Below are 23,596 nucleotides of genomic sequence, written 5' to 3'. Positions count from 1 at the left end.
CGACCGTGAGCCCGTCCCCCGATCCCCGCCTCACCGTCGTGGTGCCGGTGCGCAACGAGGCCGGCAACATCGCGAGCCTCGTCGCCGAGATCGAGGCGGCCTGCGCGGGGCTGACGCCCTTCGAGGTGATCTACGTCGACGACGGCTCGACCGACGCGACGCCGGAGCGCCTCGCCGAGGCTCGCGCCGCCCGGCCCTGGCTGCGGGTGCTGCAGCACGCGGCGAGCGCCGGCCAGAGCGCGGCGGTGCGCAGCGGCGTCGCCGCGGCGCGCGCGCCCATCGTCGCGACCCTCGACGGAGACGGCCAGAACGACCCCGCCTTCATCCCGGCCCTCGTCGCGGCCCTGGAGGAGGGGGGGCCGGCGGCCGCCCTCGCGCAGGGGCAGCGCACGGGGCGCAAGGACGGACGCTTCAAGATGCTGCAATCGCGCATCGCCAACGGGGTGCGGGGCCGCATCCTGCGCGACGCCACGCGCGACACGGGCTGCGGCCTCAAGGTCTTCCGCCGCTCCGTCTACCTGCGGCTGCCCTATTTCGACGCGCTGCACCGCTTCATGCCGGCCCTCGTCGCCCGCGAGGGCTACGGCGTCGTCCACCGCGACGTGATCGACCGGCCCCGCTTCACCGGCACCTCGAATTACGGCCTGTTCGACCGGCTCTGGGTCGGGCTCCTCGACCTCGCCGGGGTCTGGTGGCTGATCCGCCGCAAGCGCCCGACGCCGGCCGTCGCCGAGGTCGTGGCACCGACAGAGGTGGGGGGGCGGCCGTGCTGATCGAGATCTCCGACCACCTGCGGGGCTATTTCTACGACGTCTTCGTCACCCGCTTCGATTTCTGGCTCGTCTTCGGCATCCTGGCACAGCTCGTCTTCGGCTCGCGCTTCATCCTGCAATGGATCGCGAGCGAGCGGGCGGGCAGGAGCGTGATGCCGCTCTCGTTCTGGTTCCTCTCGATCCTCGGCGGGCTGATGACGCTCGCCTACGGCTTCGTGCGCAAGGAGCCCGTGATCATCATCGGGCAGGGGCTCTCGACGGGGATCTACCTGCGCAACCTCGCCCTGATCTTCCGCGAGCGCGGCCGCGCTCGCGGCAGCGGAGGCGGCTGAGGTGGCGCGCGCGCCGCTCCCGCCCTTCCACGAGGATCTCGCGGCGGCGGAAGCCGAGCTCTGGCGCCTCCTCGCGGCCGGGGTCGAGCGGGGGCGCTCAGCCTTCCACACGCCGAGCCTCGCCACCGTCGATGCGGAGGGCCGGCCGCGGGTGCGCACGGTGGTGCTGCGGGCGGCCGAGCGCGCGGGGGGAACGCTGAGAATCCACTGCGACCGACGCTCGGACAAGGCGGGCGAGCTCGCCGCGCGAAGCGCCTGCGCGCTGCACGCCTACGACCCGGAGACCGCGGTGCAGATCCGCATTGAGGGAACGGCCACCCTGCATACGGATGACGCGGTGGCCGACGACGCGTGGCGCGCGAGCCTGCCGATGAGCCGGGTCTGCTACGGCATCGACCCGGCCCCCGGCACGGCGCTGCCCCGCGGGGGCGCCTACGCCCTGCCGGACGCGGATGATACGATCAACGTCGGGCGGCCCCGATTCTGTGCGCTGCTCGTGCGCGCCGAGCGGCTCGACTTCCTCTATCTCGACCGCCGCGGCCACCGTCGCGCCGGCTGGCGGCGGACGGGGGAGGGCGGCTGGACCGGAACCTGGCTCGCGCCGTGAGCCCCGCTCACCCCGCCGCCTCACCCCCCGCCACCTGCCGCAGCCGCGCGAACCCCGCCTCGAGATCGGCCTTCAGATCCTCGATGTCCTCGAGCCCGATATGGAAGCGCAGGGCGGGGCCCCCCGGCGCCCAGCGGGTCGCGGTGCGGTAGGGCGCGCAGTCGAAGGGGATGACGAGGCTCTCGAATCCGCCCCAGGAGAAGCCCATCCCGAACAGTTCCAACCCGTCGAGCATGGCGGCGACCGCCGCCTCGGGCACTGGCTTCAGGATGACGCCGAACAGGCCCGAGGCCCCGGAGAAGTCCCGCGACCAGATGGCGTGGCCCGGATCCTCGGGGAGGGCCGGGTGGAGCACCCGCAGCACCTCGGGCCGCGCCTGCAGCCAGCGCGCCATCTCCAGCCCCTGGCGGCCGTGCTCCTTGAGCCGCAGGGACATGGTGCGCAGGCCGCGCAGTGCGAGGAAGATGTCCTCCGGCCCCGCGCACATGGCGAAGTGGTCGAAGGTGCGCCGCACGGCCGGGAAGTGCTTCCGGTTCGCGGAGGTCAGCCCGATCAGGAGATCCGAGCCGCCGCTGAGATACTTGGTGCCGGCCTCGACCGCAATGTCGACGCCCCGCTCGTGGGGCGGGAACAGGAGCGGCGTCGCCCAGGTGTTGTCCATGATCACCGTGCCGCCGCGCGCGTGCACGACCTCGGCGATGGCCGGCACGTCCTGCATCTCGAAGCTCTGCGAGCCCGGCGCCTCGACGAGCACGGCCTTCGTGGTGTCCCGCATCAGCGCCTCGATGCCGATGCCGAGCGTCGGGTCGTAATACTCCACCGCGACGCCGAAGCGGGCGAGCACCCCGTCGCAGAACTGGCGGGTCGGGCGGTAGGCGGAATCGGTGACGAGCAGGTGGTCGCCCGCCGAGACGCTCGCCATCAGGGCGACCGTCAGCGCGGCGAGGCCCGAGGGCGTCACCACGGTGCCGGCCGCGCCCGAGAGCTCCGTCCAGGCGTCGGTCAGCGCGTCCATCGTGGGCGTCGCCGAGGTGCCGTAATTGTAGCGGCCGCGTCGGTGCTGGATGTCGTCGTAGGTCGGGTAGAGCACCGTCGAGCCGCGGTAGATCGGCGTGTTGACGAAGCCGTGCTGGGCCGACGGGTCGCGGCCGGCATGGACGAGGCGGGTCGCGGGCCGGAAGCGGGCGGGATCGCGGGGCGGTGTCTTCGACATGCGGGCTCGGGGCGGGATTCGAGGAAGGCTGTTGCGGCGCAACCGAAGCGCGGCGCGGGGGCCGCGGTCAAGCGCGGCGGGCCGGCGAGCGCGTCGCGGCACGCCCCGACCCGCGCGTGAAGTGATCACCTGTCGGCCGCGAAAGTGATCGTCGCGGCGACATCGGCGCGTCTTACCTGATCATCAGGAATGATTGCATCTTCCAGTTGAAATACTGGGAGAAGTTCAAGGTTCCGCCGGATCTGTGCTAGACGCGACATCGTGCCGGACGGGGCCGGACTGGGCTCCGGACCGCCCGTTCCGGCACGCCGGGCGGGACCTCGACGATGACGGCCATCTCCACCCTCACCTCCCGGGAATCCCTGCGGATCATCGAGGCGCAGGGGCTGGCCGGATCCTGGAGCTGGCATTTCGCCTCGGGCGAGCAGCGCTGGTCGGGCGGGCTCTACGCGCTCCTCGGCCTGCCGCGCGGCCTGCGGCCGGATTACGGGCTGCTGCGCGGCCTCGTGCATCCGGATGACCGGGGCCGCCTGCCCGGCGCGGCCGACCTCGCCCGCATCGGCGGCCTCGACGATTCCACCGTCCGGATCCTGCGCCGGGACGGCACGATGCGGGTGGCGGCGAGCCGGGCCGAGGGCATCCGGAGCCCGGAGGGCCGGCCCCTCGGCGTGGCCGGCGTGATGGTCGACATCACCGACACCGACCGTCTCGTCCGGGCGCGGGCCGCCGAGCAGCACCGCCGCCAAGCGCTCGCCCGCCAGGCGCGGATCTTCACCTTCACCGAGGCGGTGGTTCCCTTCGTCGAGTACGGGAGCGACTTCCTCGCCTTCACCGGCCGCAGCCGGGAGGAGCTCGCCGAGAACTGGGCCGCCCCGGCCGTGCCCGAGGAATGGGGGCGCTGGCATGCGGAGGTTCCCGACCTCTACGCGGCCGGCAGGGCCTACACGATCTCGCCGACCCTGCGGATGGCGGAGGGCGGCACGGCGCCCTTCCGCTTCACCATGGTGCCGATCCGCGACGAGGCGGGGATGGTCTGCAGCTGGACGATGATCATCGTCCCCGTCGGGGCGGCAGCCGGCCCGCCGCCGGACGCCGTCCGGCGCGGACTCGAGGAGGGCATCGAGGGGCGCCACCTGCGTGCCGCCCGCGCCCTCCTCGACTGGTCGATGGCCGACCTCGCCCGGGCGAGCGGATTGTCCTTCTCGACGATCCGACGCCTGGAGGAGGACGGGGGCGGGGCGCCCGCCCGCTCCCACCAGCGGGCGGTCGAGACCCTGCGCCAGGCGGGGATCGGCTTCTCGCTCGTTGCCGGCAACGCCATCGCCCTGAGCCGCACCGGCTGAGCGGAGGCCTCGACCCGCACGGGTCGAGGCGGCCGATCGCGCAATTCCCGCGTGCAGAACCGCGCGCGGCGTTCCGCTTCGTTAACGGGCCGCCCCTATCCTGATCTCCTGTCGCGTATCCGGGACCGGTCTTCCCTTGCGTATCCTGCGTCTCCTCTCCGTCGGCACCGCCTTCGCCGCCTGCACGGGCATCATCGGCTTCGCCTGCGCCGACCGTCTCGCCCATCCCCTCGCGGCACCCGCCCCGATCCTCGTCCGCGCGGTCCCGCCCGAGCCGTCCGCCACCGGCTCGATCCTGCCGGCGCCGACGCCGGCGCCGCTCCCGAAGGCCGCCCCGAAACCCGCCCCCAGGATCCCGAACGGCTTCGACACCGAGCGCCTGAACGCCCTGATGCGGGGCGACCCGATCGCGCCGCAGAAGCGCTGAGCGCGCCCGCGCCTCCCGCGCGAAAACCCTGTATGGCTCCCCGCGCCCCGCGCGGCCGGCGCCCGGGGCCAGGGGAGGAACGGTGGGGCTCGTCTACGCGCTCGGCGCCTATCTGAGTTGGGGCCTCGTCGTCCCGCTGCATTTCCGGCTGCTCGGGGCCTCGAGCCCCGGCCTCATCCTCGCCCAGCGCATCGTCTGGTCGAGCCTGTTCGCCCTCGCCCTCGTTCTGCTGTGGCGGGTGCGCAGATCCGCCGCCTCGCCCATCCCCTGGCCGGCTCCCCTGCGGCCCCGCCACGCCCTCCTCGCCCTCTCGGCCGGCCTCATCGCCGTGAACTGGCTGCTCTATCTCCGCGCCGTGAACGGCGGGCACCTCCTCGATGCGAGCCTCGGCTACTACATCAACCCCCTCGTCAGCGTCGGCCTCGGCGCCCTGGTGCTGGGCGAGCGCCTGCGCCCGGTTCAGGTCGTCGCCGTCGGCATCGCCGCCCTCGGGGTGCTGATCGCCGTCGTCATGGCCGGGACGCTGCCCTGGGTGGCGCTGGCGCTCGCCGTCAGCTTCTCCCTCTACGGCCTGATCCGGAAGGTCGTCGGGGTGGACCCCACCCTCGGCTTCCTCGCCGAGACCCTGCTGCTCGTCCCCTTCGCGATCGCCTACTGGATCCTCACCCCGGAGCCGAGCCCGAGCGAGCCGGTCGCGGTCCTGCTCCTCGCGCTGACGGGCGTGACGACGGCGCTGCCGCTGATCTGGTTCGCGGCCGCCGCCGGGCGGCTGCGGCTCGCGACCCTCGGCCTCCTGCAGTACCTCGCGCCGACCTGCCTCCTCGCCCTGAGCGTCCTCGCCTTCGGCGAGCGGATCGCGCCGCATCAGGTGCCCCTGTTCGGTTTCATCTGGATCGCGCTCGCCCTCTACGCCGCCGATTCCTGGCGGGCCGCGCGGCGCGGATCCGCGAAATGAGGCGCGAAGCGGAGAGCGGGTGGCCTATATGCGGTGTTCACGGACGCGTGTGCGAGCGTCCGCCAGCCGCGTGTCGGGACGAGCGATGAGCCGAGAGGACGAGAGACCGGAGGGCGGGATCGGCGAGGCCGATTACCGAAACCTCGCCGAGGCGCTGCCCCAGCTCGCCTGGATGGCCGAGCCCGACGGCACCATCGTCTGGTACAACCGGCGCTGGTACGACTATACCGGCACGACCTTCGACGAGATGCGCGACTGGGGCTGGCGCAAGGTCCATGATCCCGATCACGTCGAGGCGGTGACCGAGCGCTACCGGGCTGCCATCGCCGCGGGCGAGCCCTGGGAGGACACCTTTCCGCTGCAGGGCCGCGACGGACGCTACCGCTGGTTCCTGTCCCAGGCCCTGCCGCACCGGGACGCGCGGGGGCGCATCCTGCGCTGGTACGGCACCAACACCGACGTCACGGGCACCCGCGCCGCGGAAGCGGGCCTGCGCCGCTCCGAGGCGAGGTTCCGGGCCCTCGTGGAGGCCTCGGCGGCGGTGATCTGGAACACGGACGCGGCGGGCGAGCTCCTGCCGCCGCAGCCCCGATGGGCCGCCTATACGGGCCAGAGCGAGGAGGCCTACCGGGGCTGGGGCTGGGTCGACGCCGTCCACCCCGAGGACCGGGCTCACGCCGCCGAGGTCTGGGCCGCCTGCCTGGAGAGCCGCAAGCCCTACCAAGTCGAGTACCGGCTGCGCCGCGCCGACGGGCGCTGGCGCGACACCGAGGTGCGGGGCGTGCCGGTGCTGAACGAGGACGGCAGCATCCGCGAGTGGGTCGGCCTCAACGTCGACATCACCGAGCGTAAGGAGGCCGAGGCCGAGGTGGAGCGCGCCCGCGCCGCGGCGGAGGCCGCCAACCTCGCGAAGAGCCAGTTCATCGCCAACATGAGCCACGAGCTGCGCACGCCGCTCTCGGCCGTGATCGGCTATGCCGAGATGCTCGGCGAGGAACTGGAGGATCTCGGACAATCCGAGTTGCTGCCGGACCTGCGCAAGATCGAGACGGCGGCGCGCCACCTCCTCAGCCTCATCAACGACGTCCTCGACATCTCGAAGATCGAGGCCGGGCGCATGAGCGTCTCGGCCGAGACCTTCGCGGTGGCAGACCTCGTCGCGGACGTGACGGCGGCCACCGAGAGCCTCGTCGCGAAGAAGCGCAACCGCTTCGCGGCCGATCTCGGCCCCGACCTCGGGGAGATGCACCAGGACCAGACCAAGATCCGCCAGTGCCTCCTGAACCTCGTCGGCAACGCCGCCAAGTTCACCGAGGACGGCACCGTCACGCTCACCGTGCGCCGCCACCGGGAGGCGGAGGCCGACTGGCTGAGCTTCGCCGTGACCGATACCGGCATCGGGCTCACCGGGGAGCAGATCGGCCGCCTGTTCGAGCGCTTCGCGCAAGGGGACGAATCGACGACCCGCCAGTTCGGCGGCACCGGGCTCGGCCTCGCCATCACCCGCGCCTTCTGCCGCAAGATGGGCGGCGACATCGCGGTGGAGAGCGAGGCGGGCAGGGGCTCCACCTTCACGGTCCGGCTTCCCGCCACGCTGACGCCCGAGGACGCGGCCGAGGCCGAGGCAGAGGGGGCGCTGGAGCTGCCCGAGATTCCCGAGCACGAGGAGCACGACGCGGTGCTCCTCGTCGACGACGACCCGGCCGCGCGCGAGCTTCTGCAGCGCCACCTCGAGCGGGAGGGGTTCCGCGTGCGCACCGCCAATGACGGGCGCGACGGCCTGACGCTCGCCCGGGCGCTGAAGCCGCGGGCGATCCTCCTCGACATCGAGATGCCGCGCATGGACGGCTGGGCCGTGCTGCACGCGGTCCGCAACGACCCGGAGCTCGCCGGCATCCCGGTCATCATCACCTCGGTCGTGGCCGAGCAGGGGCTCGGCCAGGCGCTCGGCGCCACCGACTATCTCGTCAAGCCGGTCGACCGGGAGCGGTTGAAGACGCTGATGGAGCGCTACCGGCCGACCGGCGTCGAGGGCCGCGTCCTCGTGGTGGACGACGATGCGGATGCCCGCGCCCGCCTGCGCCGGACGCTGGCCCGCGACGGCTGGAGCGTCGCGGAGGCCGAGAACGGAGCGGCGGGGCTGGAGCGGTTCGATGCGGAGCGACCGAACCTCATCCTCCTCGACCTGATGATGCCTGAGATGGACGGGTTCGGCTTCCTGCGGGCGCTGCGGGCGCGCGCCGACGGCAACGTGCCGGTGGTGGTGCTGACCGCCAAGGAGATCACCGAGGCCGAAAAGGCGAGCCTCGCCGCCCAGGCCGACCGGGTCATCCTGAAGGGCTCGCTGAGCCTCGCCGAGATCGGCCGGCAATTGCGCGCCCTCTACGCCCGCGAGCCCGACGCCCCGGTGCCGAGCGGCATGCAGGGGCTGATCGACCGGCTCGCGGAGCGGGAGGGGTGAGAGCGCCCGCACGACGGCACGACTGGACGATGCTACGCAACTTGCGTAGCATCGTTGCCCGTGTCGGTCCGGCGGGTGAGGATGATCGCGATCGAGGTCGTCCGGGACGAGAGCGATGAGTCGATCGTCGTAGCGCTCATCCGCCTGCCGCGCGGCACGCTGAAGGTCATGGCCGAAATCGGCTTCTCCGGGGGTGAGTTGCGGCTCGACGGGCTGCACGTCCACGGCATCGAGCTCGGGGCAAACGATCTCGGCTTTCACGGCCTGCGCCGCATTCTCCGGGAGGTTCTTGATGAACTCGGAATCGAATCCGCCGTCGTCAGCGGCGCCGTACGCACGACGGGTGCCGGTCCTGGACGTCTCCCGCGTCCCCTCCGGGTCACCCGCCACCGTCGCCCTGCGCGGGCGGCCCCACGGCGTTGACGCGCCGGGCCTCGCCCTGCTCCTGGCCGAGCGCGGCCTGTCTCTCCGCGCGGCGCGGATCGTGGCGACGCGGCTCTTCGACGACGGTTTCGCGGTCGCTGTCCTGCCGCGGCTCGACGACTGGGATCGGCTGCGGCGCGACCTGAATCCGCTGGAGGTCACCGTGGCGGCTTACGGACCGCCGGACCGGATCGATGTCCGCCGGCTCCGCGAGTTGCAGGGTCTGACGCAGGAGGAATTTGCCGCCGCATTCGGCCTCGACCTGTCGACGCTCCGGAACTGGGAGCAGGGCCGCTCCGAGCCGGACCGCGCGAGCCGGTCCCTGCTGCGGACCATTGCCGCGAACCCTGGCGCGATTCGGGAGGCGCTGGCGCGCGTCACCGACCAGACCCTGCCCTGAACCCGCCCTGCGACGCTGACGCCCCTTGGTGGGGCGGGAACCTTCGCGCAGCCTGGCCCCTTCCATTTGCCGGCACGCGCGGGTCGCCCCGCCCTGGGGTGCCAGGGAGGTGTCATGAACCAGATCCTCGTCGTCGCCCTCGTCTGCGCCTCCTCGATCCAGGCCCCCGACTGCACCCGCGAGAACGCCCTCGACGTGATCACGGGGCCGGCCCACACCCTGCAGGAATGTCTCGTCCAGGGCCCGGTCCTGGCGGCCAATGCCGGGCACGGCGACGACAAGGGCAGCTACGTCAAGACGCGCTGCGAGCCGCGCCGCTGATCCGTCCGGGGCCTCGTCTCCGGAGCGGACTCGCCAAGAACGGACTGACCCATGAGCGAACTCGAGATCGACCCGGACCGGGCCGTGTCCATCCGCCTGCGGGCGCGCCTCGCCGTGGTGGAGCGCGCCGCGTGGTTCGGCCTCATCCACGCCATGCGCACGCGGCCCGCGGAGACGGAGGCCTACCTCGAATCGGAGCGGGCACGCTGTGCCGAGGGCTTCGGCCAGCGCGGCTGGGCGGGCGACCTGAACGAGGCCGAGCGGCGCCTGCTCGCCGCGGAAGTCGATGCCGGCCTCACCCAGCTGCTGGCCGACGCGAGAGAGGAGGCCGGCGGCGCCGGCTGATGCGTCACGCCCCGCCGAAGCGGTCGCGCCAGGCCGGCGGCAGGCCGAGGACGGACGGGGGCGCCCCCGGATCCGTGACGGCCGAGCCCGGCAGGCACCGCGCCGCGTGCACCCCGATCGCCACCGCCCGTGCAAGGGTCGCCGCGGCCGCATCCCCGAGCCGGGCGAGATCGCCGACCGGGTCCGCGAGCGGCACCCGGCCCGTCGCCGCCGCGAAGACGGTGTCGCCGTCGAGCGGCGTGTGAACGGGGTTGAGGGCCCGGGCGAGGCCGGTCTGGGCGGCCACCGCGAGGCGCCTCGCCTGCGCCTTCGTCAGCACGGCGTCGGTCGCCACCAGCGCCAGCGTCGTGTTGGCGCCGGGCAGCGCGCGCGCCGGAAAGGCGCGGGCCTCGTCCGGCACCCGGGCCGGGAAGCCGAGGCCGCCGAACTCCCCGTCCCGCTCGAAGGGCGCCGCCCAGAAATGCGGGCCGTCCCCCACGGTCGCCCGGCCGAAGGCGTTGACCGCCACCAGTGCTCCCACCGTGAGGTCCGTGCCCGCCACCCGCGCCGAGGCCGAGCCGAGGCCGCCCTTGAGATTCGCCGTCCGCGCGCCGGTGCCGGCGCCGACGGAGCCGAGGGCGAAATCCTCGCCCGCGTCGCGCGCCGCCGCGTAGCCGAACTCCCGGTAGGGCGGGTAGCGCCCCCAATCCTTGTCGCCGCCGTTGAGGAGGTCGAACAGAACCGCCCCCGGCACGATCGGCACCCGCACGGGGCCGACCGGGAAGCCCCGCCCGGTCTCGGCGAGCCACGCGACGACGCCCGCCGCCGCGTCGAGCCCGAAGGCGGAGCCCCCGGAGAGCACGAGGGCGTCGATGCAGGCGACCGTGCGCTCCGGGTCGAGGAGGTCGGTCTCGCGGGTGCCGGGGCCGCCGCCCCGCACGTCGACGGCGGCCACCACTGGGCTCGCGAACAGGATCGCGGTCGTGCCGCTCGCGAGATTCGGATCGCCCGCGTGGCCGACGCGGATGCCGGGGATGTCGGTGATGCGGTTGCGGGTCATGGCGGCCTCCGGTCGGGCGGAGCATCGCATGCGGCCCCCGCCCGGCGCGAGGCCATGCCGACGGTAATTTCGAAGTCCTAGGTATTACGACCTAGGTGAACTGTCATAGGACAGTGTTCATAGGAACGCTTCCGCCCGTCGATTCGGAGGGCGCATAACCCGATCCAACCTGTGGACGCGCTGGCCCCGGCCGGAAACGCCGCCGCCTCGCGCGTGTTAGGGTCCGCCCCCCTGCGGTCGGAGCCGCGGGCGGGTTTTTCGGTCGCGGCGCAGCCGGAGCGGTGATGGCATCGAGCATCGAGATGGGGGTGACCCTCGGGGCGGGGCCGGGTGCTCCGGAGCCGGCGCGGCTCGACCTGGAGGAACTCCTCGCCACCCGCCTCCTCGTCCAGGGCAATTCGGGCTCGGGCAAGTCGCATCTCCTGCGCCGGCTCCTGGAGCAGAGCGCGGGCCAGGTGCAGCAGGTGGTGATCGATCCGGAGGGCGACTTCGTCACCCTGTCCGACGCCTACGGCCACGTGGTGGTGGACGGCGCCCACGCGGAATCCGACCTCCAGTCCATCGCCGCACGCGTGCGTGCGCACCGGGTCTCGGTGGTTCTGAACCTCGAGAGCCTCGACATGGAGGCGCAGATGCGCGCCTGCGCCGCCTTCCTGGGCGGCCTGTTCGAGGCCGAGCGCGAGCATTGGTACCCCGTCCTCGTGGTGGTGGACGAGGCGCAGATCTTCGCGCCCGCCGCGGCTGGCGACGTCTCGGACGAGGCCCGCAAGGTCTCGCTCGGCGCGATGACGAACCTGATGTGCCGCGGGCGCAAGCGGGGCCTGGCCGGCATCGTCGCCACGCAGCGCCTCGCCAAGCTCGCCAAGAACGTCGCGGCCGAGGCCACGAACTTCCTGATGGGCCGCACTTTCCTCGACATCGACATGGCGCGGGCCGCCGACCTCCTCGGCCTCGACCGGCGCGGCGCCGAGCGCTTCCGCGATCTCGCCCGCGGCGAGTTCGTGGCGCTCGGGCCGGCGCTGAGCCGGCGCCCGCTGGCGCTCCGGATCGGCTCCGTGGCGACGGGCTCCCGCGCGGGCTCCCCGAAGCTCGTGCCGCTGCCCCAGCCCGGCGAGGCGGACCTGCGGGCCCTGATCCTGACCCCCGCCGAGGGCGAGGCCGGCCCCGTGCTGCGCGAGCGCGCCCCGCGGCTGGCGCCCCAGCCCCGGGTCAGCCCGGCCGACCTGATGCGGGAATTGAGCGCCTATCGCCCCGAGCCCGCCGCGCCCGCCCCCGCCCTCGACGCGGCCGAGAACAGAGCGGGGTGCGACGCCGTGCTGCGCGGCCTCGTCGCGGATCCGGAGGCGCGGGGCCAGCCCGTCGCGGTCGTCTACCAGGATTTCCTGGTGCGTTGCCGGATGCGCGGGCTCGATGGCGAGAGCGTGGGCCTGCCCGCCTTCCGGCGGGCCCTCAGCGTCGCCCGGGCCGGCCTCGATTCGCCGGAGATCGAGGCCGATGCGGACGAGCGCTGGACGCAGGCGCAATCGGTCGCCGCGACCATGCCCGAGGAGGTCCAGGGCCTGTTCCTGCTCCTGGCCCGCGCCGCGCTGGGGAGCGAGCCCTGCCCGGGCGATGCAGCGCTCGCGCGGGCGATCGGCAGCCGCTCGCCGGGGCGGGCGCGTCGCCTCCTCGGCTACGTCGAGGGCCGCGGCGCCATCGTCTGCCGCAACGATTACCGCGGCAACCGCATCGTCGCCCTGCCTGCGCTCGGCTGCGAGACGGCGCCCGGCGACCCGAAGGCGGCGGATGGGGAGGCCGAGCCCGCGCCGGCCGAGGGGTGGGGTTTGTTCGCGGCCGAGTGAGGCGCCGCCCACCGCCCCGGCCGCGGGGCGGGACCCGCGTCGTCAGGTACCTTCGAGGGCGCTGAGGCGCACGAGTTCGGGAATCAGAAGGGCGGCCGAATCCTCCACCGTGCGATCCTGCGTCGGGATGACGAGGTCGGGCCGCTCCGGCGCCTCGTAGGGGGCGGAGATGCCGGTGAAGTCGGCGATCTTGCCCGCCCGCGCCCGGTCGTAGAGCCCCTTCGGATCGCGCGCCTCGCAGACCGCGAGGGGCGTGTCGATGAAGATCTCGAGGAAGGGCACGTCCCCCGCGATCACCCGGGCCGCGTCGCGCTCGGACCGGAACGGCGAGATCAGGGAGACGATGGTGATCAGGCCGGTCTCCGCCATCAGGCGCGCGGCCTCCGCGGCGCGGCGGATGTTCTCGGCGCGGTCGCGGGCGCTGAAGCCGAGATCGCGGTTGAGGCCGAGCCGCAGGTTGTCGCCGTCGAGCACCATCGTGGAGCGTCCCCGCGCCGTCAGCGCCCGGTCGACGGCGCTCGCGATGCTCGACTTGCCGGCCCCCGACAAGCCGGTGAACCATGCGATCACGGGTTTCTGGCCGAGGCAGGCCCAGCGGTTCTCGCGCGGCTGAAGGGCGTGGCGAGTCAGGTTGCGGCTCGAGGAAACCTCAGTGCTCTCAAGACGTTCGAGCCCATGGTCTTGATCGGCGCGAACAACGGATAGGTCAGGCCGATTGTTTCCGGTTTGTATCCGAAATTTGTCCGCATTGCGAGGTTGGGAAATCTTGCTCGAACTCGGGACGTGCATGAAAAAACGCTCCGGTGAGACGATTCTACCCTCGCCGGATTATGGTGTAGGGGAAATTTTCTATGATTGAAACCGCCGCGTGATAAGGGGTTTCAATACTAACCTGCGCATGTGGCCGCCGAGCCGCAGGGCCCGGCTCCCGGGCGTCAGCGGGGGGCCTCCGCTTCGCGCCCGAGAACGGTCCCGGGGCTCTCCGCGACAATGTGCGGGATCGGGCGTGGGCGGCCCTCCTCGTCGATGGCGACGAAGGTCAGCGTCGCCTCGGTCACCTTCTCGCGCACCTGCGTGCAGAAGCGGCGGGCCCAGGCCTCCACCTCGATCTTCATCGAGGTGCGCCCGACGCTCGCCACCCGGGTATAGACGCAGAGCACGTCCCCGACGCGGACCGGGCGGATGAAGGTCATCGCGTCGAGCGCCACGGTGACGACCCGGCCCTGCGCCCGGTCGACGCCCGCGATGCCGCCCGCCTGGTCCATCTGCGAGAGCACCCAACCCCCGAAGATGTCGCCGTTGGCGTTGGTGTCGGCGGGCATCGCGATGGTGCGCACCGTCAGGTCGCCGCGGGGCTCCGCCACCGTCTCGTTCGTCCGCCCGTCCATGCCTGTCCGTCCTCCCCTATCCGACGCATCCTGGCCCTCAGGGCATCACACCGGCAAGCTTCAGGCCGGCCGCGGCGATCACCGCCAGCGCGCAGACGACGCATTCGAGGGGGATGACCTGCCAGAGCTCGGGCCGGCGCGCCGCGGAGGCATCGGGCGCGAGGCGGTCGAGGAGTGGCGGCGGGGTCTTCGGCGGAACCGCGCGGGTGGCCGTGTCTTTCATCGGGCTTCCTCCCGGGCGGCCCGATCTGACGCCGACCGTCCCGTGCCCGCAGGATACCAAAAAATCGAAGCGCGGGCAGCCGCGGCCGCGGCACCCACGAAAAAACCCGGCGGCTCGGGCGGAGCCGCCGGGTTCGCGAGACGCCGGAAGGGCGCGTCGGTGCGATCAGTAATAGAACCGGCGCGGGCCGTAGAAGCGGCGCGGACCGTAGAAGCGGCGGCCGTAATAGGGGCGGGGGCCGTAGAAGCGGCGGCCGTAATAGGGGCGGGGGCCATAGAAGCGGCGGCCGTAATAGGGGCGGCGGTAGAAGTACTGCGTCTTCTCCGCGATCGCGGGCGCCGCCTCGCTCGGCAGGGCGAGTGCCGGGCCCATGGGCGCGGCGGAGGCTCCCTGAGGTGCCGCGGCGGCGAAGCCGAGGGCCAGCAGGGCGGCCAGGACGAATTTCCTCAGCACGTTCACAACTCCTTGGTGTGTCGGCGGATGGTCAGGCGAGCCGGTTCGAGCCCGGGTCAGCGGCCCGGGAGCCCGGACGCTTCCAACGCACGAACTGCCCGAACCGTTTCGCACGGAACGTCGCGCCGCGCGCGGGTCCGATCCGGTCAGGGTTTCGGGGCGATGAATCGAAGGGTCAGGCGATCTTCGTCGTCATGTCGACGGTCGAGGCGGCGCCGCTCGTCTTCACGAGGGCGATCCCGTGCTCGCAATCCTCGCGGCGGCCGTAGCCTTCCGCCGAGTCCGCGATCACGTTGCCGTTCTGCACCCGCAGGCGCCAGCGCCAGAGGCCCTGCGCGTCCCGGTAGAGTTCGAAGCGCATCCGCTCCTCCCGCATCGATCCGCGGGGGGAGATGGGGCGCCTGACAGGCTCGGCAATACGCCGCGCCCGTTCGGATCGGCCTCACACCCGGATCGGGCAGGCCCGATCCGGATAAGTAGGCGTCGGCGTCACCGCCTCAGGAGCGGGGCGAGCGCTCCAGCCAGCCGATGGCGCGGCCCTCGCCGCCGCCCGTATTGCGGGGCCGGTTGCCGGGACGCTGAGGACGGCCCTCGGGGCCGCGCTCGGGCCGAGCCTGATGCTCGGGGCGGCCCTGGTTCGGCCGGTGCTCGCCGCGACGCTCGTTGCGCGCGTCCGGGTTGCGGCCCTCCTGCGGCCGGCCGCCGAAGGCGGGACGCCCGCCCGGGCGATGGTCGGCCCGCTGGGCTTGCGGGCGCTGGCCCTGGGGCCGCTGCTGCCCCTGCGGACGCTGGCCCTGACGCTGGCCCGGCCGGGTACCGCGCTGGTCGGGACGGCGCTCCTCGGAGGCGGCGATCTCGGCGGCCTCCTGGCGGGTCGGGGGCACGAAGCCCTCGGGGAAGCCCGCGACCGGCACCTTCTGACGGGTCAGGCGCTCGATGTCGCGCAGATACGCCTTCTCCTCGTCGTTGCAGAAGGAGATGGCGAGGCCGTCGGCGCCGGCCCGGGCCGTGCGGCCGATCCGGTGGACGTAGGATTCCGGCACGTTCGGCAGGTCGAAATTGACGACGTGGGTCACGCCCTCGACGTCGATGCCGCGCGCGGCGATGTCGGTCGCGACAAGCACCCGGCAGGAGCCGTCGCGGAAGGCGGCGAGCGCCCGCTCACGCTGGGGCTGGGATTTGTTGCCGTGGATCGCCGCTCCGGCGATGCCGGCCTTGTCGAGGCCGCGCACGACGCGGTCCGCCCCGTGCTTGGTGCGGGTGAAGACGAGCACCCGCTCGATCTTCGGGTCGCGCAGGATGTGGGCGAGCAGCGCCTGCTTGGCGCCGGTGTGGGCGAAGATGACCTGCTGCTCGACGCGCTCGGCCGTGGTGGCGACCGGCGTCACCGCGACCTGGACCGGGTCGGTCAGATACTGCTCGGCCAATCCGGCGATGTTCTTCGGCATGGTGGCCGAGAAGAACAGGCTCTGGCGCTTGCCCGGCAGCATCCGCACGATGCGCTTCAGGGCGTGGATGAAGCCGAGGTCGAGCATCTGGTCGGCCTCGTCGAGGACGAGGATCTCGACGCCCTCCAGCGTCAGGGAGCGGCGTTCGATCAGGTCGATCAGGCGGCCCGGGGTGGCGACGAGGATGTCGACGCCGGGCGCCAGCGCCCGCTCCTGGCGGCTGATGGTGACGCCGCCGAACACCACCGTGTTCGTGTAGGGCAGGTGGCGGCCGTAATCGGAGAAGGATTCGGCGATCTGGTTGGCGAGCTCGCGGGTCGGGGAGAGCACCAGAACCCGGCAGCCGCGGCGCGGGGCGCGGCGATCCGAGAGGGAGAGGCGGTGCAGGATCGGCAGCGCGAAGGCTGCGGTCTTGCCGGTGCCGGTCTGGGCGATGCCGCAGAGGTCGCGGCCCTGCATGGCAGGGGGGATCGCCTGCGCCTGGATCGGCGTGGGGGATTGGTAGCCGGCCTCGTCGAGGGCCCGCAGCACGGGCTGGGCGAGGCCGAAATCGGTGAACTGGGTCAAGGGGAAACTTTCAGGGCAGCGGATCCCGGGCCGTGCGCGCTCGCGCCGGCCCCGGCTGCCGTCAGCGGCAGGTTCGATCCGTTGGCAGGAGGCCGCCCGCGTGATGGGGCAGCCCGGGTGCATGCACGTATGAAGAGAGGGGCCGGACCGTGCGCCCGCGTCGCCGCGGCCGCCCCATCCGTCACGCAGCCCTCTCAAGCGGATCCGATACGGCCGCTGACGCTGCATCTGCGATATGGCTGTGTGCGGGTGCGAAGTCAATTGCCTGCCGGCCGGCGCCTCGCTCGGGGCCAAGGCACGACCTCTGCAGACGCGGCCCTCCCATGCAGCGCGCGCCGGCCCTCCGCACCAGCCTGAGACAGACGCGCCCCGGCCCGGGGCACGGGGCCTCGCGGGGCCGCCCCGGCATGCTACAGAGGCCGGCGCCGCCGTCGGCTCGGCAACCGGATCCGCAACAGGATCCGACCGGGCCCGTCGGCGGCCCCAATCAGCCCGCCGCGGCGGAGGGATCCGATCCCGGTTCGAGGATGATCGCGCGCCACACCTTCATCTACGTCGGCGCGCGCGCCGCGGCGGCCGCCCTCAACATGGGCGCGGTGGCGGTCTTCACCCGACTCGCGCCGGTGGAGACCTACGGCAGCTACCTGTTCGTGCTGTCCTGGGCGCTCGTCCTCTACGGCGCGACCTGCCAATGGCCGAAATTCGCGTTCTTCGCCCGCTACGACGAGGCCCGCGCCCCGGCCCAGGTCGGCACCGTGGGGCGGCTCCTCGCCGCCATGCTGGCGCTCGCGGCGCTGGCGGCCGCGCTCTGCGTGGTCATGGGCCTCGCGAGTCCCGCCGTCGCGGCGGCGACCGTCGCGGCGGTCGTCGGCATGACCCTGTTCGAGGCCTCGACCGAGATCGCCCGCACCCGGCTCGCGGCGGGCTCCGTCGCCCTGGCGATCCTCGCCCGCGCCGTCCTCGTGCTCGCCCTCGGCAGTCTCGCGCTCGTGCGGACGGGCGATCCGCTCGCCCTCGTCCTCGCCGTGGCGCTCGCCAACGGGCTCGCGGCGCTCCCCGCTCTTCGGGCGGTCGCGCCGCTCCTGCGGGGCCGGGCCAGCGCCGTCGAGGCGCGTCGCCTCATCGCCTACGGCTGGCCTCTCGTCCTGTCCTTCGGGCTCGCGGCGCTGGCCCAGACCATCGACCGGATCATCGTCGGCCGCAGCGTCGGCCCGGAAGAACTCGGCGCCTACGGCGCCATCGCCGACTTCCTGCGCCAGGGCTTCGTCGTGTTCGGCGAGAGCATCGCCCTGGCGCTCGTCTCGATCGCCAAGCGCGAGGTGCGGGCCGGGGCGCTCGGCGCGGCCGAGGCGGTGCTCGCGGACGCCGCCCGCGCCATGGCGCTGGTCGGCGCCTTCGGGGCGGTGTTCGTCCTCGCCTTCGACGACGTCCTCGTCGCCGTGCTGCTCGGACCCGGCTACCGGGCGCAGGCCCTGGCGCTCGCGCCGATCCTGCTCGCGGCGAGCATCCTCCTGATGGTCCGCTCCTACTATTTCGGGCAGGTCATCTACTTCACCCGCACGAGCCACCTCGACGCCGTCGCCTCGGCCGCGCTCCTCGTTACTGTCGGCGGCCTCTCGGCGCTGCTGATCCCGCGCATGGGCGCGATGGGCGCGGCGATCGCCTTCGCGGCCGGACAGGCGGTCGCCTGCCTCGTCTTCGTGGCCGGCGGGCGCCGTGGCACCGAATCCTTCCGCATGCCGGTGCCGGGCGGTGACATCGGCGGCATCCTCGCCCTCGCGCTCCTCTCCTGGGGGGCGATCCTCGGGATCGGCCTCCTGCCGGGCGGCCAGGGCGCCCCGGCGCGGCTCGCCGGCCTCGCGATCCTGATCGTGGGCTTCCTCGCCGCCGCGTGGCGCTTCAACGTCGTCGGCCTCGCCGACCTCCTCGCCCGCCGCCGGGCCCTCCGATGATCCGCGACGCCGCCCTGCCCGGCGGCCTCGTCGCCGCGCTCCGCCCGCTCGGGCCGGATGTCGGGTTCCGGCGCGCCTGGCAGGCCCTCGGGGAAAGGCCCTTCCTCGCGAACCCGTTCTACGAGGCGGGCTACGCGCACGCCGCCGCTCCGGCCTACGGCGCGGGCGTGCATCTCCTCCTCGTCGCGGACCGGGTTCCCGAGGCCCCGGGCGCCCGGCTCCTCGCGCTCTGGCCCTTCCGGCGGGTCCGCGCCCGCTGGGGCCTGCCCCTGCCGGTCCTGGCCGGCTGGATGCACGACCACGGCGTGCTCGGCGTGCCGCTCCTCGACGCGGACGAGCCCGCCCGGGCGCTCGCGGCGCTCCTCGCCGCCCCGCGCGCGCTCGCCTTCAGCCCCCGCCTGCTGATGCCCTACCTGCCGACGGAGGGGGCCTTCGCCGACCTCCTCGCCGCCGAGCGTGCGGCGAGCGGCGCCCGACAGGCGCGCGTCTGGGCGCATGCCCGCGCCCTGCTCGATCTCGACGGGCTCGGGTACGAGGCGCGGGGCGCCGCCCTCGCGCCCCTCTCCGCCCGCCGCCGCCGGAAGCTGCGCGCCGCCGCCGAGGCACTGGAGGCGGACGGCGAGGCACTGCGCCTCGACACCGCGGACGAGCCTGCCGCGCTCGCCGCCGCGCTCGAGGACTTCATCGCCCTCGAGGCCGCGGGCTGGAAGGGGCGGAGCGGCACCGCCATCGCCTGCCGGCCGCCGGAGGCCGCCTTCCTGCGCGCGATGACGGCCGCGCTCGGAGCGGAGGGGCGCCTGCGCATCGACCGGCTGCGGCGGGGCGAGCGCACGCTCGCCGCCGCGATCCTGCCCCGGACCGGCGCCGACCTGTGGTTCCTGAAGATCGCCCACGACGAGGGGCAGGCGCGCCACTCGCCGGGCGTCCAGCTCGTCCACCGGCTGAGCCGGGACTGGCTCGCCGACCCGGCGGTCCTGCGGGTCGATTCCTGCGCCGCGCCCGACACCGAGCTCGCCGAGATGTTCTGGGCCGGGCGCCGCCGCCTCGCCCACCACCTCCTCGAGGCGCCGGACGGCGACCCGCTCTTTCCGCTGGCCGCCGCCCTGGAGCGGACCCGCGCCCGCATCGCGGAGGCGCGCGTCAGGATGCGCGCCGCCCGGCACGCCGGCAGGGATTGAGCGGCAGCCGGCTCGAACGCCTCCGCGGGGCCTTCCCCTCTCTCCAGCGCTTGCCCTCTGGCCAGCGTGAGACGCATCACGGAAGGCGCCGGCGGCCCGTGCGAGCCTCGCGGACATGTTGGATGAGAGGAGACCGTCATGGTCCTCACGGTGTTCGATCCCCGCGCCGGCACGCAGATCAGGATCTGGGTCCCCGCCATCCCCGCGACGCCGCAGCCGGTTCCGGCGGCCGTCATTCGCCATCCCCGCTTCGCGCGCGGGGCCGCCCGCCTCCCTTGACCGAAGGATCGCGGCCCCACACCTATCTCCTTGAGATGTCGCCTCTTCTCAGCGCCCGCCGCGGCGCGGGGAGAGAGCGTCCGGAGGCTCCGATGAAGCGCTCCAACGAGCGACGTGCCAAGTGCGCCATCCTGCGCGAGCTCGACCGGCTGCTGGCGAGCCGGTCGCCCGGCGCGCAGGCGCGGACCGGCTGAGCCGGCTGCCCTACCGCAGCAGCCAGAGGGCGAGGCCGATCGCGACGGCCGCGAACACGATGAACCCCGCGAAGGCCGGCAGAACCCAGGGGCGGCTGCCCTGCGGGTCGGCCGCCGCCCGCACGTGGGGCGCGGCGGATTCCTGCTGCCGGGCCGCCGCGATCCGATCCGGCCCGGCCGGACGGCCGGCGGCCTCGTCGTCGGTGCCGAGCTGCGACAATCCGGGATCGTAATGCTCGACCTTGTCGCCGGTGCGCCCGCTGTCGATGTCGGCCTTGAGCTGGGCCGTGGTCGGCCGGTCGGAGGCCGGCGTCGCCGGGGCCTTGAGGTCGGCGGGCGGGGGAGGGGTCTCGGATCGGAGCGCCATCGTCGTCGTTCCCAAGCTCGTCGGTCTCAAGCTCTCCCGGCTCGCGCCGGATCCTCGAACTCAACGCGCCCGCGGGCGGGACCGATCCGGCTCACTCCTCGGGACGGCGGAGTGCCGCCTCACCAGCCGAAGCGGGCGATCTGCGCGAGACGGGCCTCGGCCGCCGCCGCGTCCCGGCCGATCAGGGCGATGCGCTGCGAGAGGTCGTAGCAGGTCGGCGAGAAGCCGAAGCTGAGGAGCGGGATCGCGTCGCTGCGCGCCCGGTTCACCGAGGCGATCAGGCAGGCGATGACGGGCTCGGCCTCCGGCGTGCCGAGGCAGTCGGCTCGCGGGCTTCCGAAGAGCGCCCGGTTCGGCAGGGCGAGGGACACGACGGTGCCGCCCCGGCGGTCGGGCGCGGGCGGCACGGTGTAGCTGCGCACGAACAGGGCACAGAACAGGAGCACGGCTCCGACGAGGGCGATGGCGAGGCGCATGGGAGGACCGGGGCGGGACGCAGCGCGTGAGATAGGGCAGCCGAGGCTTCGCGGCAGCGGGCGCCCCGATCTGGCGAAACGGTGCCGGGAGGCCGGGCGCGCCTTCGGAGCGCTACGACAGGCACATCTTGAAGTAGAGCTGCCGCGTCCGCTCCATGGCCCTGTAATCCTCCGGCCGGCTCGGGCTGAGGAGTTCCGGCCCCTCCGGAACCCGCCCGAAGAAGGCATCGGCAAGATCGGCGACGAAGCCGCGCGGGCCGGTATACAGGCCTATCCGGTTCTTGACGTCGACGGAGCCGCAGACCACGGCGCCCTCGCCCTGGCGAAGGGCGGTGACCCTGGCATCCGGCTCCTTCAGGTGCCGGGCGACCATGTCGAGGATCGTGCGGGTATCCGCCGGCCCGATGACGGCACCGGAGCCGTCCTCCACGGTCTGGGCGCGGGCGCCGGGGAGCGCGGCAAGGAGTAGGATCGGAAGTATCGGCAAGGACAGGATCCGGAACGTCCTTCGAAAAATCTTATTACGATCGAAGATCAAGTCGATCTCTCCTTGCGCTTACCTGCATCGGACGACGATCGACCGATAACGCGGTCTGATCGCGCGGAACAGATCATTTTCGCAAGGGGGCGGCCGTCGATGCCTCTGAGGTGAGGGCGGCCCCGGCGAGACGGGACCGGTGCGGCTCGACGGGCGGGAGGCGGGGAGCGCCCTAATCCCCGCGCTCGAACCGGCTCTGGCGGAACACCTCGCGCCCTGCCCCGTCGATTACCCGCACCGCCTCTGCCGGCTCGCCGCCGCGCTGGGGCACTCGCGCCCGGGCGAACAGGCGCAACGCTCGCTCCCGCGCCCCCGCCATGTCGCTCGTGCGCACGGAGACGCGCGTCTGCACCTCCGCATCGTCGGAGCCGAGGATCTCGATGTGGAAGGTCTCGCGCTGGTTCACAGGGTCGCTCGGGGCTCTCGACGGGTCTCGCGACCCGGGAGATAGGGTCTGGCCGACGTCGGCGCAGCCCGGCCCGGGCGGCCGAGAGGGCCTTCCTTTCCGCACATTTACACGCAAGAGTTGCGTAATCCCGTCGCACGGGACGATCTCCAGGCTATCCGGAGGATGCGCGTTCCGATGAGTGCCACCGCTTCCTCGCGTCCCACCGCCGGTCCCGCGGCCCGCGCCAGGCCCGCTCTCGCTGCCGTCCTGCGGGCCCCGCTCTGGCTCGCCGAGCTCGCCACCGGCGCCAAGTCCTTCGTCGACAATCCCATCCTCGGCTCGGAGCGCCTCAACCGCCTCGGCCTCCACACGGCGCGGGTGCGCCTCGCTCACGCCATGGCGGACCGGCGGCGCCGCAAGCTCGCGCATCTCGCCTCGGCGGAGGACCGGGACGCCTTCGCCCGCGACGGGTTCATCGCCCGGCGCGACTTCATGCCCGCCGATCTCTACGCCGCCGTCTGCGCGGAGGTCGGCAGCATCGCGGTGGAGGCGCGCGAGCAGCTCCAGGGCGACACGGTCACCCGCCGCATCCCTCTCGATCCCGAGACGCTGAAGCGGATGCCGGCGATGGCCCGCCTCCTGGAGCTTCCCGAGTGGCGGGGCCTCCTGCGCTACGTGTCGAGCTTCGATTGCGAGCCGGTCATCACCGTGCAGGCGATCCTCTCGCACGTCGCCGAGGGGCCGCCCGACCCGCAGACGAACTTCCACATCGACACCTTCCATCCGACCATGAAGGCGTGGCTCTTCCTGACCGATGTGGCGGAGGACGAGGGGCCCTTCACCTACGTGCCGGGCTCGCACCGGCCGACCAAGCGCCGCCTCGCCTGGGAGCGGCGCCTCGCCCGAGGCGCCGCCCGCAATCCCGACCGGCTGACCGGGCGCGGCTCCTTCCGGGCGACCCGGGCGCAGCTGAAGCGCCTCGGCTACGGCGAGCCCGTCGCCTTCGCGGTGCCGGGCAACACCCTCGTCGTCGGCGATACGGTGGGCTTCCACGCCCGCGGGCCGTCGCTGCGCCCCTCGGTGCGGATCGAGGTCTGGGCCTACGACCGGCACAACCCCTTCCTGCCGACCCCCGGCCTCGACCTGTGGTCGGCCCTCCGCCTCGCCCGCTGGCGCACGCGCCTCGCGTGGTGGGCCCTCGACCGGGGCGAGCGCCTCGGCCTTGCCCGCAACGTCTGGCGCCCGGTCGGCGCCGTGACGGCCGACGCGCCGCCGAAGCTCGGCTGACGGGCCGGACCTCCCGCCGCCCCGGCGCGTTGAGTCCCGACAAGAGGGAGGCGCGCGTGGATCCAGGCATTCGGGACGAGGTCGAGCGGCTGCGGGTGCTCGTCGGCGCCTTCGAGCTCGCCCTCGGCCACCTGTTCGAGGCGAGCCCCGGCGGGGGCGAGGCTCGCTCCCGGCTCGCGGCGGATCTGCGCGAACTCCTCGACCGCACCAACGAGCGCCAAGCGGGCTCGCCTGCGGCCCAGACCTACGAGGCGCTGCTGCGCCGTCTCGGCGCCACGGCGCCGGACGATCCCTCCGGCCTCGGCGTCGTGCCGACCCCGGAGCAGGGTCTGCCCCCGGTGGGGCCGGGCGCCTGACGAGGCCCCGACAGGCCTGACG

At 73.4% G+C, this 23,596-nt stretch carries 29 protein-coding genes; 17 read left to right on the top strand and 12 right to left on the bottom strand.

All coding sequences use genetic code 11. The annotated features are described in order from the left end of the window. Nucleotides 1-5 precede the first annotated feature (5 nt). From J2X36_RS18495 to J2X36_RS18485, 3 genes are read left to right on the top strand one after another with little or no spacing between them, the layout of a single operon-like run. Nucleotides 6-773 (top strand): glycosyltransferase family 2 protein, encoded by a 768-nt coding sequence (locus tag J2X36_RS18495; protein WP_405029814.1) that lies wholly within the window; start codon nt 6-8, stop codon nt 771-773. Beyond that, nucleotides 767-1,105, top strand: coding sequence for a lipid-A-disaccharide synthase N-terminal domain-containing protein (locus tag J2X36_RS18490; protein WP_132252767.1), 339 nt, complete (start codon nt 767-769; stop codon nt 1,103-1,105). Before J2X36_RS18495 ends, J2X36_RS18490 begins: the two co-directional genes overlap by 7 nt. A 1-nt stretch (nt 1,106) precedes the next feature. Next, entirely contained in the window at nt 1,107-1,712 is a 606-nt protein-coding gene (locus J2X36_RS18485) for a pyridoxamine 5'-phosphate oxidase family protein (RefSeq protein WP_310352463.1), read from the top strand. A 7-nt stretch (nt 1,713-1,719) separates the two neighbouring features. Here J2X36_RS18485 and metC read toward each other — a convergent pair whose 3' ends face one another. Next, nucleotides 1,720-2,925: a cystathionine beta-lyase gene (gene metC, locus J2X36_RS18480; protein ID WP_310352460.1), complete on the bottom strand. Its 1,206-nt coding sequence runs from the start codon at nt 2,923-2,925 to the stop codon at nt 1,720-1,722. A gap of 326 nt (nt 2,926-3,251) precedes the next feature. Here metC and J2X36_RS18475 point away from each other — a divergent pair, with 326 nt between their 5' ends. The 8 genes from J2X36_RS18475 to J2X36_RS18440 all read left to right on the top strand — a co-directional run bounded on the left by J2X36_RS18475 (nt 3,252) and on the right by J2X36_RS18440 (nt 9,600). Continuing rightward, nucleotides 3,252-4,268: a PAS domain-containing protein gene (locus tag J2X36_RS18475; protein ID WP_310352458.1), complete on the top strand. Its 1,017-nt coding sequence runs from the start codon at nt 3,252-3,254 to the stop codon at nt 4,266-4,268. 136 nt (nt 4,269-4,404) lie between these two features. Continuing rightward, nucleotides 4,405-4,695 carry a hypothetical protein gene (locus J2X36_RS18470; protein ID WP_132252759.1) on the top strand — a complete coding sequence of 97 codons (291 nt, stop codon included), beginning with the start codon at nt 4,405-4,407 and terminating at the stop codon, nt 4,693-4,695. Nucleotides 4,696-4,777: 82 nt separating this feature from the next. Beyond that, nucleotides 4,778-5,650, top strand: coding sequence for an EamA family transporter RarD (gene rarD, locus J2X36_RS18465; RefSeq protein WP_310352453.1), 873 nt, complete (start codon nt 4,778-4,780; stop codon nt 5,648-5,650). A gap of 85 nt (nt 5,651-5,735) precedes the next feature. Beyond that, nucleotides 5,736-8,111 carry a response regulator gene (locus J2X36_RS18460; RefSeq protein ID WP_310352451.1) on the top strand — a complete coding sequence of 792 codons (2,376 nt, stop codon included), beginning with the start codon at nt 5,736-5,738 and terminating at the stop codon, nt 8,109-8,111. An 81-nt stretch (nt 8,112-8,192) separates the two neighbouring features. Next, on the top strand, nt 8,193-8,534 hold the full coding sequence (locus J2X36_RS18455; RefSeq protein ID WP_310352448.1) for a hypothetical protein: 342 nt from the start codon (nt 8,193-8,195) through the stop codon (nt 8,532-8,534). 61 nt (nt 8,535-8,595) lie between these two features. Continuing rightward, nucleotides 8,596-8,934 (top strand): DNA-binding transcriptional regulator, encoded by a 339-nt coding sequence (locus J2X36_RS18450; RefSeq protein WP_207919175.1) that lies wholly within the window; start codon nt 8,596-8,598, stop codon nt 8,932-8,934. A gap of 114 nt (nt 8,935-9,048) precedes the next feature. Continuing rightward, on the top strand, nt 9,049-9,255 hold the full coding sequence (locus J2X36_RS18445; RefSeq protein ID WP_132252751.1) for a hypothetical protein: 207 nt from the start codon (nt 9,049-9,051) through the stop codon (nt 9,253-9,255). A gap of 51 nt (nt 9,256-9,306) precedes the next feature. Next, the gene (locus J2X36_RS18440) at nt 9,307-9,600 is read left to right on the top strand and encodes a hypothetical protein (RefSeq protein ID WP_132252749.1); all 294 of its coding nucleotides are present in this window, start codon (nt 9,307-9,309) and stop codon (nt 9,598-9,600) included. A gap of 4 nt (nt 9,601-9,604) precedes the next feature. On the opposite strand, the gene J2X36_RS18435 is transcribed toward J2X36_RS18440, so the two are convergent. Further along, nucleotides 9,605-10,639 (bottom strand): P1 family peptidase, encoded by a 1,035-nt coding sequence (locus tag J2X36_RS18435; protein WP_310352441.1) that lies wholly within the window; start codon nt 10,637-10,639, stop codon nt 9,605-9,607. 284 nt (nt 10,640-10,923) lie between these two features. Between J2X36_RS18435 and J2X36_RS18430 the strand changes: the two genes are divergently transcribed. Further along, on the top strand, nt 10,924-12,480 hold the full coding sequence (locus J2X36_RS18430; RefSeq protein ID WP_310352438.1) for an ATP-binding protein: 1,557 nt from the start codon (nt 10,924-10,926) through the stop codon (nt 12,478-12,480). A gap of 42 nt (nt 12,481-12,522) precedes the next feature. On the opposite strand, the gene cysC is transcribed toward J2X36_RS18430, so the two are convergent. The 6 genes from cysC to J2X36_RS18400 all read right to left on the bottom strand — a co-directional run bounded on the left by cysC (nt 12,523) and on the right by J2X36_RS18400 (nt 16,559). Further along, nucleotides 12,523-13,110, bottom strand: coding sequence for an adenylyl-sulfate kinase (gene cysC / locus J2X36_RS18425; protein WP_310352544.1), 588 nt, complete (start codon nt 13,108-13,110; stop codon nt 12,523-12,525). Between the two features lie 305 nt (nt 13,111-13,415). Next, nucleotides 13,416-13,868, bottom strand: coding sequence for an acyl-CoA thioesterase (locus J2X36_RS18420; protein ID WP_310352435.1), 453 nt, complete (start codon nt 13,866-13,868; stop codon nt 13,416-13,418). 37 nt (nt 13,869-13,905) lie between these two features. Next, a complete protein-coding gene (locus J2X36_RS18415; protein WP_132252738.1) occupies nt 13,906-14,091 on the bottom strand; it encodes a hypothetical protein in 186 nt (61 codons plus the stop codon). 165 nt (nt 14,092-14,256) lie between these two features. Next, nucleotides 14,257-14,544 (bottom strand): hypothetical protein, encoded by a 288-nt coding sequence (locus J2X36_RS18410; protein WP_132252736.1) that lies wholly within the window; start codon nt 14,542-14,544, stop codon nt 14,257-14,259. 175 nt (nt 14,545-14,719) lie between these two features. Further along, entirely contained in the window at nt 14,720-14,905 is a 186-nt protein-coding gene (locus tag J2X36_RS18405; protein WP_310352430.1) for a DUF1508 domain-containing protein, read from the bottom strand. Nucleotides 14,906-15,041: 136 nt separating this feature from the next. After that, on the bottom strand, nt 15,042-16,559 hold the full coding sequence (locus J2X36_RS18400; protein WP_310352426.1) for a DEAD/DEAH box helicase: 1,518 nt from the start codon (nt 16,557-16,559) through the stop codon (nt 15,042-15,044). 527 nt (nt 16,560-17,086) lie between these two features. On the opposite strand from J2X36_RS18400, the gene J2X36_RS18395 reads away from it, so the two are divergent. From J2X36_RS18395 to J2X36_RS18385, 3 genes are all read left to right on the top strand, one after another. Further along, entirely contained in the window at nt 17,087-18,511 is a 1,425-nt protein-coding gene (locus tag J2X36_RS18395) for a polysaccharide biosynthesis protein (protein ID WP_310352424.1), read from the top strand. Then, complete coding sequence (locus J2X36_RS18390; protein ID WP_310352423.1) at nt 18,508-19,689, top strand: GNAT family N-acetyltransferase; 1,182 nt, start codon at nt 18,508-18,510, stop codon at nt 19,687-19,689. The genes J2X36_RS18395 and J2X36_RS18390 overlap by 4 nt, the downstream gene beginning before the upstream one ends. Nucleotides 19,690-19,827: 138 nt before the next feature. After that, nucleotides 19,828-19,968, top strand: coding sequence for a hypothetical protein (locus tag J2X36_RS18385; RefSeq protein WP_165937889.1), 141 nt, complete (start codon nt 19,828-19,830; stop codon nt 19,966-19,968). A gap of 204 nt (nt 19,969-20,172) precedes the next feature. Here the strand turns inward: J2X36_RS18385 and J2X36_RS18380 are convergent, their stop codons facing one another. The 4 genes from J2X36_RS18380 to J2X36_RS18365 all read right to left on the bottom strand — a co-directional run bounded on the left by J2X36_RS18380 (nt 20,173) and on the right by J2X36_RS18365 (nt 21,949). Next, on the bottom strand, nt 20,173-20,529 hold the full coding sequence (locus tag J2X36_RS18380; RefSeq protein ID WP_310352421.1) for a hypothetical protein: 357 nt from the start codon (nt 20,527-20,529) through the stop codon (nt 20,173-20,175). A 119-nt stretch (nt 20,530-20,648) separates the two neighbouring features. Next, complete coding sequence (locus J2X36_RS18375) at nt 20,649-21,005, bottom strand: hypothetical protein (RefSeq protein ID WP_310352418.1); 357 nt, start codon at nt 21,003-21,005, stop codon at nt 20,649-20,651. Between the two features lie 112 nt (nt 21,006-21,117). Beyond that, complete coding sequence (locus J2X36_RS18370; protein WP_310352416.1) at nt 21,118-21,492, bottom strand: hypothetical protein; 375 nt, start codon at nt 21,490-21,492, stop codon at nt 21,118-21,120. A 223-nt stretch (nt 21,493-21,715) separates the two neighbouring features. Then, nucleotides 21,716-21,949, bottom strand: a complete 234-nt coding sequence (locus J2X36_RS18365; protein WP_310352414.1) for a hypothetical protein — start codon at nt 21,947-21,949, stop codon at nt 21,716-21,718. A 177-nt stretch (nt 21,950-22,126) separates the two neighbouring features. Between J2X36_RS18365 and J2X36_RS18360 the strand changes: the two genes are divergently transcribed. Beyond that, a complete protein-coding gene (locus J2X36_RS18360) occupies nt 22,127-23,218 on the top strand; it encodes a phytanoyl-CoA dioxygenase family protein (RefSeq protein ID WP_310352411.1) in 1,092 nt (363 codons plus the stop codon). 56 nt (nt 23,219-23,274) lie between these two features. After that, nucleotides 23,275-23,574, top strand: a complete 300-nt coding sequence (locus tag J2X36_RS18355; protein WP_245516609.1) for a hypothetical protein — start codon at nt 23,275-23,277, stop codon at nt 23,572-23,574. The last annotated feature ends 22 nt before the right edge of the window (nt 23,575-23,596 follow it).

The organism is Methylobacterium sp. BE186 (genome assembly GCF_031457035.1).
Classification (GTDB): domain Bacteria; phylum Pseudomonadota; class Alphaproteobacteria; order Rhizobiales; family Beijerinckiaceae; genus Methylobacterium; species Methylobacterium segetis.
The sequence above is the reverse complement of the archived record's forward strand: the minus strand, read 5'-3'. Positions and strand labels throughout refer to the sequence as shown.

Coding starts and splice junctions, on each gene's coding strand:
- metC (WP_310352460.1), bottom strand. CDS start 2,925: ATGTCGAAGACACCGCCCCGCGATCCCGCCCGCTTCCGGCCCGCGACC.
- J2X36_RS18475 (WP_310352458.1), top strand. CDS start 3,252: ATGACGGCCATCTCCACCCTCACCTCCCGGGAATCCCTGCGGATCATC.
- J2X36_RS18460 (WP_310352451.1), top strand. CDS start 5,736: ATGAGCCGAGAGGACGAGAGACCGGAGGGCGGGATCGGCGAGGCCGAT.
- J2X36_RS18455 (WP_310352448.1), top strand. CDS start 8,193: ATGATCGCGATCGAGGTCGTCCGGGACGAGAGCGATGAGTCGATCGTC.
- J2X36_RS18445 (WP_132252751.1), top strand. CDS start 9,049: ATGAACCAGATCCTCGTCGTCGCCCTCGTCTGCGCCTCCTCGATCCAG.
- J2X36_RS18440 (WP_132252749.1), top strand. CDS start 9,307: ATGAGCGAACTCGAGATCGACCCGGACCGGGCCGTGTCCATCCGCCTG.
- J2X36_RS18435 (WP_310352441.1), bottom strand. CDS start 10,639: ATGACCCGCAACCGCATCACCGACATCCCCGGCATCCGCGTCGGCCAC.
- J2X36_RS18430 (WP_310352438.1), top strand. CDS start 10,924: ATGGCATCGAGCATCGAGATGGGGGTGACCCTCGGGGCGGGGCCGGGT.
- J2X36_RS18420 (WP_310352435.1), bottom strand. CDS start 13,868: ATGGACGGGCGGACGAACGAGACGGTGGCGGAGCCCCGCGGCGACCTG.
- J2X36_RS18415 (WP_132252738.1), bottom strand. CDS start 14,091: ATGAAAGACACGGCCACCCGCGCGGTTCCGCCGAAGACCCCGCCGCCA.
- J2X36_RS18405 (WP_310352430.1), bottom strand. CDS start 14,905: ATGCGCTTCGAACTCTACCGGGACGCGCAGGGCCTCTGGCGCTGGCGC.
- J2X36_RS18395 (WP_310352424.1), top strand. CDS start 17,087: ATGATCGCGCGCCACACCTTCATCTACGTCGGCGCGCGCGCCGCGGCG.
- J2X36_RS18390 (WP_310352423.1), top strand. CDS start 18,508: ATGATCCGCGACGCCGCCCTGCCCGGCGGCCTCGTCGCCGCGCTCCGC.
- J2X36_RS18385 (WP_165937889.1), top strand. CDS start 19,828: ATGGTCCTCACGGTGTTCGATCCCCGCGCCGGCACGCAGATCAGGATC.
- J2X36_RS18380 (WP_310352421.1), bottom strand. CDS start 20,529: ATGGCGCTCCGATCCGAGACCCCTCCCCCGCCCGCCGACCTCAAGGCC.
- J2X36_RS18375 (WP_310352418.1), bottom strand. CDS start 21,005: ATGCGCCTCGCCATCGCCCTCGTCGGAGCCGTGCTCCTGTTCTGTGCC.
- J2X36_RS18360 (WP_310352411.1), top strand. CDS start 22,127: ATGAGTGCCACCGCTTCCTCGCGTCCCACCGCCGGTCCCGCGGCCCGC.